The 12,135-nt window shown below is 31.3% G+C and carries 13 protein-coding genes; 10 read left to right on the top strand and 3 right to left on the bottom strand.

Annotated features, from left to right (window positions below; all coding sequences use genetic code 11):
* A partial coding sequence (locus Q0842_RS12565) for a hypothetical protein (RefSeq protein WP_298498557.1) occupies positions 1-518 on the bottom strand: 518 nt, incomplete at its 3' end.
* Between the two features lie 251 nt (positions 519-769).
* On the opposite strand from Q0842_RS12565, the gene pyrE reads away from it, so the two are divergent.
* On the top strand, positions 770-1,414 hold the full coding sequence (gene pyrE / locus Q0842_RS12570; RefSeq protein ID WP_298498560.1) for an orotate phosphoribosyltransferase: 645 nt from the start codon (positions 770-772) through the stop codon (positions 1,412-1,414).
* 82 nt (positions 1,415-1,496) lie between these two features.
* Positions 1,497-1,892: an SRPBCC family protein gene (locus tag Q0842_RS12575; RefSeq protein ID WP_298498563.1), complete on the top strand. Its 396-nt coding sequence runs from the start codon at positions 1,497-1,499 to the stop codon at positions 1,890-1,892.
* Here the strand turns inward: Q0842_RS12575 and Q0842_RS12580 are convergent.
* On the bottom strand, positions 1,889-2,620 hold the full coding sequence (locus Q0842_RS12580) for a biotin--[acetyl-CoA-carboxylase] ligase (protein WP_298498566.1): 732 nt from the start codon (positions 2,618-2,620) through the stop codon (positions 1,889-1,891). The two genes, Q0842_RS12575 and Q0842_RS12580, sit on opposite strands and share 4 nt — an antisense overlap.
* A 93-nt stretch (positions 2,621-2,713) precedes the next feature.
* On the opposite strand from Q0842_RS12580, the gene rsfS reads away from it, so the two are divergent.
* From rsfS to Q0842_RS12615, 7 genes are all read left to right on the top strand, one after another.
* Positions 2,714-3,085, top strand: a complete 372-nt coding sequence (gene rsfS / locus Q0842_RS12585; RefSeq protein WP_298498568.1) for a ribosome silencing factor — start codon at positions 2,714-2,716, stop codon at positions 3,083-3,085.
* Positions 3,086-3,094: 9 nt separating this feature from the next.
* Positions 3,095-5,059, top strand: a complete 1,965-nt coding sequence (ftsH, locus tag Q0842_RS12590; protein WP_298498572.1) for an ATP-dependent zinc metalloprotease FtsH — start codon at positions 3,095-3,097, stop codon at positions 5,057-5,059.
* A gap of 119 nt (positions 5,060-5,178) precedes the next feature.
* Complete coding sequence (locus Q0842_RS12595) at positions 5,179-5,787, top strand: LUD domain-containing protein (RefSeq protein ID WP_298498575.1); 609 nt, start codon at positions 5,179-5,181, stop codon at positions 5,785-5,787.
* A 1-nt stretch (position 5,788) separates the two neighbouring features.
* Positions 5,789-6,610 (top strand): phosphatidate cytidylyltransferase, encoded by an 822-nt coding sequence (locus tag Q0842_RS12600; protein ID WP_298498577.1) that lies wholly within the window; start codon positions 5,789-5,791, stop codon positions 6,608-6,610.
* Positions 6,600-7,256, top strand: a complete 657-nt coding sequence (locus tag Q0842_RS12605; RefSeq protein WP_298498580.1) for a phosphatidylserine decarboxylase family protein — start codon at positions 6,600-6,602, stop codon at positions 7,254-7,256. The genes Q0842_RS12600 and Q0842_RS12605 overlap by 11 nt, the downstream gene beginning before the upstream one ends.
* Positions 7,249-7,515: an acyl-CoA-binding protein gene (locus Q0842_RS12610; RefSeq protein WP_298498583.1), complete on the top strand. Its 267-nt coding sequence runs from the start codon at positions 7,249-7,251 to the stop codon at positions 7,513-7,515. The genes Q0842_RS12605 and Q0842_RS12610 overlap by 8 nt, the downstream gene beginning before the upstream one ends.
* Before the next feature lie 66 nt (positions 7,516-7,581).
* Positions 7,582-8,679 (top strand): hypothetical protein, encoded by a 1,098-nt coding sequence (locus Q0842_RS12615; protein ID WP_298498586.1) that lies wholly within the window; start codon positions 7,582-7,584, stop codon positions 8,677-8,679.
* A gap of 75 nt (positions 8,680-8,754) precedes the next feature.
* Here the strand turns inward: Q0842_RS12615 and Q0842_RS12620 are convergent, their stop codons facing one another.
* Positions 8,755-11,388: a valine--tRNA ligase gene (locus Q0842_RS12620; protein ID WP_298498589.1), complete on the bottom strand. Its 2,634-nt coding sequence runs from the start codon at positions 11,386-11,388 to the stop codon at positions 8,755-8,757.
* Between the two features lie 306 nt (positions 11,389-11,694).
* Between Q0842_RS12620 and Q0842_RS12625 the strand changes: the two genes are divergently transcribed.
* Positions 11,695-12,111: a DUF1573 domain-containing protein gene (locus tag Q0842_RS12625; RefSeq protein ID WP_298498592.1), complete on the top strand. Its 417-nt coding sequence runs from the start codon at positions 11,695-11,697 to the stop codon at positions 12,109-12,111.
* Positions 12,112-12,135 lie beyond the last annotated feature (24 nt).

Raw genomic sequence — 12,135 nt, forward strand, 5'->3', positions numbered from 1 at the left:
GCTGTAGCACGAAGCATTGCGGAATCACCTGTTAGCGTTACATTGCGCTCTGTAGCTTGTAAGGTACCTGCATCGGCAGTACATGCTTCATCTCCTATTGTGAATATTATTGTCTTAGTATCACATATTCCAAAACCAAAATTGTATCTATATAAGTTTGCAGTTACTTTAAATTTACCGTTTCCTAAATACCAGTCTCCATTACCTGCAGGAAAAGTGTAAGGTCGAGTATTTTCAATAATTACATATTTATGCCCTGTATCTAAATTTTCAACAATATATTTAACACTTTGTGAATCACCATGCGAAAGAACATTTACAAAAAAATGTCCAGGTAAATCATTAAATACATATGTATCACCATCTGCTATAGCTACAGACTCGTGTCCGTTGGTAAACTCAAATCCTTCTATGCTCCCACAACCAACATCTGCAAAAGTTGGGAATGAAAATAAAAAGGATATGAAAAAAAATAGGTATCTAGATTTGGTTATTAGGCTGGGTAATTTTGTTTTCATGATACTTTTGTTTAAATTATTTAATACAAATTTAAACAATAATATTACTTGTTTAACTTTATGTTATTTTATTTAAACAAAAAGATGTGCTGTTTATCGAAAAAAATATATTATTTGTAGCTCCTTACACACAATAAAGTTATTATGTCACTAATAATAAAATAATTAAAAAATTTATCTATGTTAAAAAAAATATGATTTTATGTCTTTATAGAGCTCTATGGAATTAAATTAATGTTTAATTTTGCATCATGATTTTTGACAAAGACACCGCTAAAAAAACCGCAGAAGTTTTATTACAAATAAATGCAATAAAATTAAGTCCAAATGACCCTTTTAATTGGGCTTCTGGATGGAAATCACCAATATACTGTGATAATCGAATTATATTATCCTTTCCTCCTATTCGTAATTACATTCGTGAAACCATGGGTAAACATATTGAAAAAGATTACGGCAAACCTGATGTTATAGCTGGAGTAGCAACAGGCGCTATAGGTATAGGTATGTTAGTTGCAGAATATTTAGGTCTACCCTTTATATATGTTAGACCAGATGCAAAAGGACATGGACGTAAAAATCAAATTGAAGGCTTTGTTGAAAGTGGTCAAAATGTTGTTGTAATTGAGGATTTAATTAGTACTGGAAAAAGTAGTTTAAACGCAGTAAAAGCCTTAAAAGGAGCTGGCCTAAATATTAAAGGTATGGTAGCTATTTTTACTTATGGCTTTGATGTTGCCAAAGAAAATTTTCAAAAAGAAAACATACGCTTAAATACGTTGAGTAATTATGAAAGTTTACTTGAAGAAGCCTTAGAAACAAATTATATTTCTGAAAAAGAATTAAAAACTTTATCTGAATGGAATACCAATCCAAGTGAATGGAACGCTAATTGATATATTTATACTTTCTTGTTTAAGTTGTAAAATAATAAAGACTTACAACTTTTCAACTTAATAAATAAAACTTAACAACATTATGAATTTAGAATCTCCCAAAATAAGCGTTAGCAAATCTCCAGAAGATGTATTTAATTTTTTATCAGATATAAAAAACTTTGAATCTTTAATGCCTGAAAACATCAGTAAATTTGAAGTTATAGATGAGGATAAATTTCTTTTTGCATTAAAAGGAATGCCTGAGATTATTCTTAAAAAGAAAGAAGTAATTCCACCAAATAAAATAGTACTAGGAGCTGCTGGAGGAAAAATAGATTTTTCATTAATTGCAAACATAACGCAAATTGATGCAAGCTCAAGCGAAGTTAAACTTGATTTCACAGGAGATTTCAACCCTATGATGGCTATGATGATAAAAAGTCCTATTAGTAAATTTATAGAAACTCTAGCTACTAGTATTCCTAAGTCAATTTAGTATAAAAGCGTGATTTCTTTTAAATCAAATTCTTTCAAGCTATTATTTTCTAACAATACTTGAAGATGTCCAGTTTTAGAAACACTTTTTATAATTCCAGAAAACATCAAGCCTTCAGCATCTTTAAATGTCGAAGGTTTATTTTTTCTAAATAAGTAAAATTCGTATTCTGCCTTTAAAACATCATATTTTTCATCTTTCAATAGCCTAAAGTAATCTTTCAAATTATTAATAATCTCTATTGTTAATTCCTCCAAATTAAATTCTTTCCCTGAAATTAATTTTAAAGAGGTTGCTTTTGGCAAATTTTCAAAATTTGTTTGATTTACATTTAAGCCAATACCAATTATTGAAGCGTTAAAATTATTTTGTTTTATGACATTTTCTATTAAAATACCACAGATTTTTTTATTTGCTGACAAAATGTCGTTAGGCCATTTTATTGATAATCGAGGAATTCCAAAAAACTCTAAAGCTTTTAAAACCGATAATGCCGTCACAATACTTACATAAAATAATTCATTTATCTTAGACCCATTAAGGTCCTTAAAAACACTAAAAGTAAGGTTTTTATTGGCTTCAGAAGTCCAATCGGCCCCCATTTGACCTCTTCCATGTGTCTGATTTTCTGCAATTACAGCGCAATAATCTTCAATAATTTCATTAGAATAAAGCTGTTTTAAGTAGCTATTTGTTGAATCGATGGCATTAAGTTTGATTATACGCATATACAAGTTATTAAAATACTCTGAAATCTTATGATTATTTTAAAGTATAAAGAACTAAAAAAATAATAACTTTGCACAAATTAAATATATTTAATGACGAAAGAAAAAATAAGCACAGATCAATTAATATCAGTCATAATTAGTGGTATTGAAGATGTTAAAGGTAAAGAAATAAATATTTTAGATTTAAGAGAGATTGATAACACGGTTTGTGATTACTTTATTATTTGCGAAGGAACTTCAAATACGCAAGTAAACGCTATAGTCAATTCTATACAAAAGAAAGTAAGCAAAACTCTTAAAGATAATCCTTGGCATATTGAAGGAGCAGATAATGCTGAATGGGTATTAATGGATTATGTAAATGTTGTAGTACATGTATTTCAAAAACATATTAGAGAATATTATGATATTGAAAGTCTTTGGGGCGATGCAAAAACTACAGTTATAGAAACGAGTTACTAAAAAAACAAAATGGCAAACGACAAAAAAAACATAAAAGACAAGAAACCAAAATTTAGCCCGTATTGGATTTACGGTATTTTAATAGCTCTTTTTCTAGGATATCAATTATTTAGTGGAGGTAATTATCAAAATGCTAATAAAACAACTCCTTCAGACTTTTTTAAATATCTAGAAGACGGTGATATTGATCGTGTTGATATAGTTAAAAACACTAGAGTTGCGAAGGTATATTTAACTAAAGATGCAGAGGCTAAAGAGATTCACAAAAACTCGAAACCTCAAACATTCATACCATCAGCGACTAAATTACCTAATTATAGATTTGAATTTGGTGATCTTCAAAATTTTGAAAATCAGTTAAATGAAATGACAGAAGATCTGGCAACTAAACCGGTAATAACCTTTGATACAGAAACCAATGATTGGGGCAATTTATTAATGGGTATTTTACCTTTCATTTTATTAATTGGAGTTTGGATTTTTATTATGCGACGCATGTCTGGTGGTGCTGGCGGTGGTGCTGGTGGACAGATTTTCAACATAGGAAAATCTAAAGCGAAACTTTTTGACCAAAATACTGAAGTAAAAACTAGTTTTAAAGATGTTGCTGGTCTAGAAGGTGCTAAAGAAGAAGTACAAGAAATTGTAGACTTCCTTAAATACCCAGAAAAATATACAACTCTTGGAGGTAAAATTCCGAAGGGTGCATTACTAGTAGGACCTCCAGGAACAGGTAAAACTTTATTAGCAAAAGCTGTTGCAGGCGAGGCAAAAGTGCCTTTCTTCTCATTATCTGGTTCAGATTTTGTAGAAATGTTTGTTGGTGTTGGTGCCTCTCGTGTTAGAGATTTGTTTAAACAAGCTAAAGAGAAATCACCATCAATAATATTTATTGATGAAATTGATGCTATTGGACGTGCAAGAGGTAAAAACGCCATGTCTGGAAGTAATGATGAACGAGAAAATACTCTAAATCAGTTATTAACTGAAATGGATGGTTTTGGAACAAACACAAATGTTATAGTAATAGCTGCTACAAACAGAGCAGATATTTTAGATAAAGCATTAATGCGTGCTGGACGATTTGATAGACAGATTTTTGTTGATTTACCAGACGTACGCGAACGTGAAGAGATTTTTGAAGTCCATTTAAGACCTCTTAAAAAGGCTAAAGATCTGGATTTAGATTTCTTATCTAAACAAACACCTGGCTTTTCAGGTGCAGATATTGCAAATGTTTGTAATGAAGCTGCTTTAATTGCTGCCAGAAATGGCAAAAAAGCTGTTGATAAACAAGATTTTCTTGATGCTGTTGACAGAATTATAGGTGGCCTTGAAAAGAAAAATAAAATTATAACACCAAGTGAAAAACGTGCTGTTGCATTTCATGAAGCAGGACACGCCGTTACAAGTTGGATGTTAGAACATGCTGCACCTCTAGTAAAAGTAACTATTGTACCACGTGGAAGATCACTTGGTGCTGCTTGGTATTTACCCGAAGAACGCCTAATAGTTCGTCCAGAACAAATGTTAGATGAAATGTGTGCTGCACTAGGTGGTCGTGCTGCAGAAAAAGTAATCTTCAATAAAATTTCAACAGGCGCATTAAGCGATTTAGAAAAAGTAACTAAACAAGCTCGAGCTATGGTTACTGTATATGGTTTGAGTGATAAAATAGGTAACCTTACCTATTACGATTCTTCAGGACAAAGCGAATACGGTTTTACAAAACCTTATAGTGAACAAACTGCCGAACTTATAGATAAAGAAATTTCAAATATTATTGAAAAGCAATACCAACGTGCTATTAAATTATTAGAAGAAAATAAAGACAAACTTACTGAACTTGCAGAGGTATTATTAGAAAAAGAGGTTATTTTTAAAGATAATCTTGAAAAGATATTTGGAAAACGTCCTTTTGAAAAAGAGCTACCTTTAAGTTCTAAAGAAGATAAAAAAGACGAAGAAGAATAATCTTAATAACTAAATTTGTTAAGCATATGGTAAAAATCTTAAATTAATCGCAAGGTTAATTTAAGATTTTTTATATTTGGAAAACCTCATTAAAATTTCAGTTAATAGCAACACATTAAATGAGTCTTTTTAGAAAAATTTTTGGTTCTAAATCTGATCGATCGGATGAAGAATTAAAATCTGATGACCGTGGCAAATATATGCCAGAGATTAAACTACCAATAGATGAAAGGTTTACTATAAACTTTAAAGCTAATGGCGGTAAGTTCTTGTATTGTGAAAACTTAAATGAAATTTATAATAATCTTGGTCATATTATTGAAGAAAATGACTGGGAAGAAGAACAAGTTTTGTTACTTGATTCTGAATTAAAAAATAAATTCAAAAATTCAAATTTACTTCCTACCAGAAAAGTAAGTGAAGCAACTTACTTTTTAACAACTTGTGAAAATTTAATTGCCAATGATGGTTCATTATTAATTTCATCAAAACAAATTTTTGAAAAAAAACTTCCAGAGTTACCTTTCAATTTTATAGTATTTGCCACAACTAGTCAAATAGTAGAAAATATAGGTGAAGGCTTACGTGGTATTAAATCTAAAAACAGACAAAAAATACCAACGAACATTACAACTATAAAGCATTTCAAATCTGGAGATGAAAAAGATTTTTTAAGTTATGGTAGTAGCGCAAAAAACCTATACCTCCTACTCTTAGAAGATTTATAAAATGAAAGAAACACTTACTCGTTCACTTTCAGGTTTAATCTATGTTATATTATTACTTGTCTCTATTTGTTTTGAACAAGTATTAATTATTCTTTTTTTTGTTTTTGGATTAATTTGTATTGGAGAATTTAAAAAACTAATTCAGTTAAAAAGCAATATCCCATACATTATCTTTATTTTAATTTATGCCATTTTTGGCTATTGGCAAGCTGTTTTAAACACCAATACTGGATTAAAAGAAGCTACCCAAATATTAATGGTATTATCAATATTTGTAGAATTATTTTTAATTAAGGATTTATTTTCAAGAAGAAGCATTCCTCTATTTGCTACAAAACGTTTTTTACTTACAACATTCTATTTATCAAGTGCATTTGTATTTTTAATTTTAATTGCTAATTATTATTCAGTTTACAATCCAAACATTTTACTAGGTTCTTTTATTTTAGTTTGGGTAAACGATTCATTTGCTTACTTAGTTGGAAAAAACTTTGGCAAACAAAAACTTTTTGAAATTATTTCACCTAAAAAAACGGTAGAAGGATTTCTTGGCGGTTTGTTCTTTTCATGTATAGCAAGTTATTTTATCGCTACCTTTACAGAAACTTTAGGTTTTACAAATTGGCTAATTTTGAGTATTATTATTAGTGTGTTTGGAACTTTGGGTGATTTAATAGAATCCAAATTTAAAAGACAGGCCAACGTAAAAGATAGTGGTGTAATTATGCCAGGGCATGGCGGATTATTAGATAGATTAGATAGTATTATTTTTGCTGCACCATTTATATATTTATTTTTAAGAATTTTGAATTATGTTTCATAAAGAAGGTCATAAAATTATAATCATTACACTTATAATAGTTGTAGCTGGTTTTTTATTAATAGATAGTTTTATTGATATTATTTGGTTGAGAACTTCAATCATGATAGTGTTATTAATATTCTTAATTCTAATATTACAATTTTTTAGAAACCCAAAAAGGCTCACACATCTTAACGATGGACAAGTTATTTCGCCTGTAGATGGTAAGGTAGTTGTTATTGAAGAAGTTTTTGAAAAGGAATATTTTAAAGATAAACGTTTACAAGTAAGTGTGTTTATGTCTCCAATAAATGTGCATGTTACACGTTATCCAATTGGTGGAAAGGTTATATTTAGTAAATACCATCCTGGAAAATATTTGGTGGCATGGCATCCAAAAGCAAGTGAAGAAAACGAACGTACAACAGTTGTGGTAGAAAATGCTACTTACGGTAAAGTTTTACATAGACAAATTGCTGGGGCATTAGCAAAACGAATTGTAAATTATGCTAAAGTTGACGACAAAGCCATTCAAGGTGGTGAATCTGGATTTATAAAATTTGGGTCGCGAGTAGATTTGTATTTACCTTTAGACACCAAAATTAAAGTTGAGTTAAATCAAAAAGTTCGTGGTGGCGAAAGTATTATTGCAGAGATTAATGAGTAATAAGGCATTAGACATAGAATTTCAAGATGCCGTAGCTCGAGTAAATGCGCATAAAGAGCCTTTTCCTGCGGATACGCTTTTAAAATTATATGCGTATTACAAAAAAGCTACCAACGACTACGGACGTCCAAAAAGTAAAAAAGAAATAATTAATGCGTTTAAAACAAACGCTTTATTTCAAGCAAAAGGGCTTTCTGAAGACGAAGCAAAACAAGCCTATATTGATCTGGTAACAAATTACTTTTTATACAGAGAATAATCTTGTCCATAGTATCATGGTAAACGATTACGTTTTGAAAAATACACTTTACAAAATGACTTGATTATGAAAAATATTCTATTCATACTCTTCCCTCTATTATTACTTCAAATATCATGTAAAAACAAAATAAGCCTACCCGAAAAGCAATGGCGAAAACACAACTTACATGGGCTGAATCCAGAAGTAATTGAACAACAAAACTTTTCGGAAATAGAAATTGAAACCAAAATAAACACAAGTATCCAAAACCAAATAAACAACGGCGCCTTAGTATCTAATATGAAGGTTCCTTTTAATGAAAAGACATTACATTATCTAGGGCACATACACCCTAACACCTTAAAGCTTTTTTCTAAAAACCAAATTACTAACCAAAAAGCTCCGGAATTAAACAAAAAGCTTCACGTGTATAAGTACGATTACTTTTATATTTCAACTGAAACAAATGATACAGTTAGTCAACAAAATGTATACTACGCTTTGCGGGCCATTAACATTCTAAAATACAGATATCCCCAAGCCTATATCCGATTAATTAAAAATACTATGTTTGGCCCAAAGCCAATGCCAAGTGCTGGTTTTAATTACTTAAATACCAACCAAGCTATTTGGATAGGTTTTAACAAAAATCCTTCGGCCATTGCATCAAACAGATTGTATTTGATTTTAGATGGCTATGCAGATACCAATAATACTATAGATTTATACAGAAATATTGCTATTGTAAATATTGATAGCGAAAACATTTTAGGACATTTAAACTTAGGGAGCAAACCAATTTATGGCAATAGTACTGCCAATAAAAACAGAATAGACTATTTAAAAGAAGGTTTAGTTGAAAGTATTTTGCATGAAATGCTGCATAACTATATTGATTATGCTCACTCTGCCCTACCAGAATACAATGCGCTATATAAAATGCGTGGTAAAACCAGTTTTAATAATTTTGAAGAGATTATGGTATTAAACACTTCGCTTTCTTACCTCTACAGAAAAGGAGGTTTTACTAATAAAATTAAGGATTATTACTACCCAAATACTTTTGATGCCAACATATCTAATTTAAAATACAGCGGACTATTTGAAACTTATTTTAAAAATGTATTTAATAAGCAACCTTATAATTTAAGGGAAGATTTAAAACTAAGTCTTTTAAATTAAAACAGCCATGGTGTTTAAAACACCATGGCTGTTTGCAATGTATATAAAATTACGTTTTTACGTATAAGCTTATTACTAACCTAAGCTAGCTAAACTCGTTTTTAAAGTTTCTATTTTAGCTAAAGCGTCGGCTTCTTTCTTCTTTTCGCTTGCTACGACTTGCTCTGGTGCTCCGGCTACAAAACGCTCGTTAGAAAGTTTCTTTTGTACCGATTTTAAGAATCCTTCAGTATAATTAAGCTCTTCGGTTAACTTCTTGATTTCTGCCTCAACATCAATAGCACCAACCATTGGAATAAAGTATTCGTTGGATTTTACCCTAAAGGTTAATGCACCTTCAATAGCTTCAGAAACAGTTTCGATACCTTCTAGATTTCCTAGTTTAGCTATAACACCATCAAATGTTGTATTCGATTTTTCATTATTTATTACTGAAAAAGAAATAGCATCTTTAAAGGCTATGTTTTTTTGTTTACGAATGTTTCTGATGCCCGAAATAACCTCAGTTGCAAATTCAAACTCGGTAATTAAGACCTCGTTAATTGGTTTAGCTTCTGGCCATCTAGAAACAATTAAAGCTTCTTCTGGTGTGCGTTCTGAAATATACTGCCAAATTTCTTCCGAAAGGAATGGCATAAACGGATGCAATACTTTCAAATTATTTTCGAAAGCTTCAATAACCGATGCATACGTTTTTGCATCAATTGGTTTTTGATAAGCTGGCTTAATAATTTCTAATAACCACGAAGAAAAATCGTCCATGATTAATTTATAAATAGACATTAAAGCATCGCTAAGTCTGTATTTACTAAAATGATCTTCAATATCAACTAAAGCCTTTTGAAACTTAGCTTCATACCACTCCAATCCTACTTTTGCTGTTTCTGGTTGCGGTATAGTTTCATCAATTTCCCAACCTTGAATTAAACGGAAGGCATTCCAAATTTTATTCCCAAAACCTTTTCCTTGTTGGCAAAGTGCCTCATCGAACATTAAATCGTTTCCTGCTGCAGAACTTAATAATAATCCAACACGAACACCATCGGCACCATATTCTTCTATAAGTTTTAAAGCATCAGGAGAATTCCCTAAAGATTTACTCATTTTACGGCGTTGCTTATCGCGAACTAAACCTGTTAAGTAAACATTTTGAAAAGGCTTTTCATCTTTATATTCATATCCAGCAATAATCATACGTGCCACCCAGAAAAACAAAATATCTGGACCTGTTACCAAATCGTTGGTTGGGTAATAATATTTAATTTCTTCGTTTTCAGGATTACGAATACCATCAAAAACGCTCATTGGCCATAACCAAGATGAGAACCAAGTATCTAAGGCATCTTTATCTTGAGTTAAGTCGGATGCTTTAAGTTGTGGGTTTGCCGTTGCAACTTTAGCTTTCTCAAGGGCTTGCTCAATGGTTTCGGCTACTACAAAATCTTCTTTTCCGTCGCCGTAGAAATATGCAGGAATTTGTTGCCCCCACATTAACTGACGCGAAATGTTCCAGTCGCGAATATTTTCCATCCAATGGCGGTACGTATTCTCGAACTTTTTTGGGAACAAATTAATATCATGATCTTCTAAAACCGACTTAATGGCAGGTTTTACTAACTCTTCCATTTTTAAAAACCATTGGTCGCTCAAGCGTGGCTCAATAACAGCCTTAGTTCTTTCGGATGTTCCTACTTTATTTATATGTGTTTCCGTTTTAACTAAAACACCGCTGTCTTCTAATTCTTTAGCTATTTCCTTTCTTACTACAAAACGATCTTTACCTTCATAATGCAACCCAAAGCTATTTAAAGAGGCATCTTCATTAAAAATATCTATAACTTCTAACTTATGCTTATCGCCAAGGTTCTTATCGTTTTCATCGTGTGCAGGTGTTACTTTTAAGCATCCTGTACCAAACTCCACATCTACATATTCGTCTTCAATAATAGGAATAACACGATTACAAATAGGTACAATGGCTTTCTTTCCACGTAAGTGAGAAAAACGCTCGTCTTCTGGATTAATACATATTGCTGTATCTCCAAAAATAGTTTCAGGACGTGTAGTTGCAATGGTTAGCGTATCAGAACTTCCCTCAATTTTATACTCTAAATAGTAAAGATTACCTTGACGCTCTTCATGTATTACTTCTTCGTCAGACAAGGTTGTTTTAGCCTCAGGATCCCAGTTAACCATACGGTAACCACGATAAATCATGCCTTTTTCGTATAAATCGACAAAAACCTTTATTACAGCTTCACTCATGTCGTCGTCCATGGTGAATTTTGTTCTGTCCCAATCGCAAGAACATCCTAATTTTTTAAGCTGTTCTAGAATAACACCGCCATACTCGTGGGTCCAATCCCAGGCGTGTTTTAAAAACTCATCGCGAGACAAATCATTTTTATCAATACCTTGCTCTTTTAACTTAGCAACTACTTTGGCTTCTGTGGCTATAGATGCATGATCTGTACCCGGAACCCAACATGCATTTTTACCTAATAATCGTGCACGACGTATAAGTACATCCTGTATGGTATTGTTAAGCATGTGCCCCATGTGCAGCACACCGGTAACATTTGGTGGCGGTATTACTATGGTGTAAGGCTCTCTTTCATCTGGTGTTGAATGAAAATAATTGTGTTTCATCCAGTAGTCGTACCACTTACTTTCTACCTGATTTGCATCATATTTTGATGGAATTTGCATGCTTTGGAATAGTTTTTGAATATTGATGTGCAAAAGTACTTATATTTCTTTTTCTATGAAAGATATAAACAGTTATTGATAAGTGAATAAATATGTGAAATTTAACATTATTTAAACTAAATCATAGAAATGTTGTATGTACTTTTAACCGAGTTGAATATGTTAATATGTCTGTATTACGTCTATTAATTTTGTAGATTATAGGAAAAGTAAGTATGTTTGACTAGGTTTTAGAACTATTAAAAATAATACGCCCAATTAAATATGAGGCTTTTAAAATTAAGAATACATAAAAAAGATAAAATCATGAAACAATTAATTACTATTTTATTTATCGGGTTAATAAGTTTAAGCTTAAACGCACAAGCAAAAATTGAGTTTAAAGCAGAAACTATTGATTATGGAACCATTGAAAAAGGTGCTGATGGAGTAAGAGTGTTTGAATTTACTAATACTGGTGATGAGCCACTTATTATTTCAAACGTAAAATCATCTTGTGGTTGTACAGTACCATCAAAACCTAAAGATCCTATTATGCCTGGTGATACTGGAGAAATAAAAGTAAAATATGACACTAATAGAGTAAATCCTATTAGAAAAACGATTACTGTAATGTCTAATGCAGAAACACCTACTGTTGCTTTAAAAATTAAAGGTTTGGTTGTAGACCCAAGCAAAGTTAGTGTACTTGATAAAAAAGAAAAAAGTGTTATGGAACAATAAATCAACACTTGTTTAAAAAAAAGC

This window comes from uncultured Algibacter sp. (genome assembly GCF_947495675.1).
Classification (GTDB): Bacteria; Bacteroidota; Bacteroidia; order Flavobacteriales; family Flavobacteriaceae; genus Algibacter_B.

Excerpts from the sequence above, each read along its gene's own strand:
- pyrE (WP_298498560.1), top strand. The coding sequence starts at position 770 with ATGATTTTTGACAAAGACACCGCTAAAAAAACCGCAGAAGTTTTATTA.
- Q0842_RS12575 (WP_298498563.1), top strand. The coding sequence starts at position 1,497 with ATGAATTTAGAATCTCCCAAAATAAGCGTTAGCAAATCTCCAGAAGAT.
- Q0842_RS12580 (WP_298498566.1), bottom strand. The coding sequence starts at position 2,620 with ATGCGTATAATCAAACTTAATGCCATCGATTCAACAAATAGCTACTTA.
- rsfS (WP_298498568.1), top strand. The coding sequence starts at position 2,714 with ATGACGAAAGAAAAAATAAGCACAGATCAATTAATATCAGTCATAATT.
- ftsH (WP_298498572.1), top strand. The coding sequence starts at position 3,095 with ATGGCAAACGACAAAAAAAACATAAAAGACAAGAAACCAAAATTTAGC.
- Q0842_RS12595 (WP_298498575.1), top strand. The coding sequence starts at position 5,179 with ATGAGTCTTTTTAGAAAAATTTTTGGTTCTAAATCTGATCGATCGGAT.
- Q0842_RS12600 (WP_298498577.1), top strand. The coding sequence starts at position 5,789 with ATGAAAGAAACACTTACTCGTTCACTTTCAGGTTTAATCTATGTTATA.
- Q0842_RS12605 (WP_298498580.1), top strand. The coding sequence starts at position 6,600 with ATGTTTCATAAAGAAGGTCATAAAATTATAATCATTACACTTATAATA.
- Q0842_RS12610 (WP_298498583.1), top strand. The coding sequence starts at position 7,249 with ATGAGTAATAAGGCATTAGACATAGAATTTCAAGATGCCGTAGCTCGA.
- Q0842_RS12615 (WP_298498586.1), top strand. The coding sequence starts at position 7,582 with ATGAAAAATATTCTATTCATACTCTTCCCTCTATTATTACTTCAAATA.
- Q0842_RS12620 (WP_298498589.1), bottom strand. The coding sequence starts at position 11,388 with ATGCAAATTCCATCAAAATATGATGCAAATCAGGTAGAAAGTAAGTGG.
- Q0842_RS12625 (WP_298498592.1), top strand. The coding sequence starts at position 11,695 with ATGAAACAATTAATTACTATTTTATTTATCGGGTTAATAAGTTTAAGC.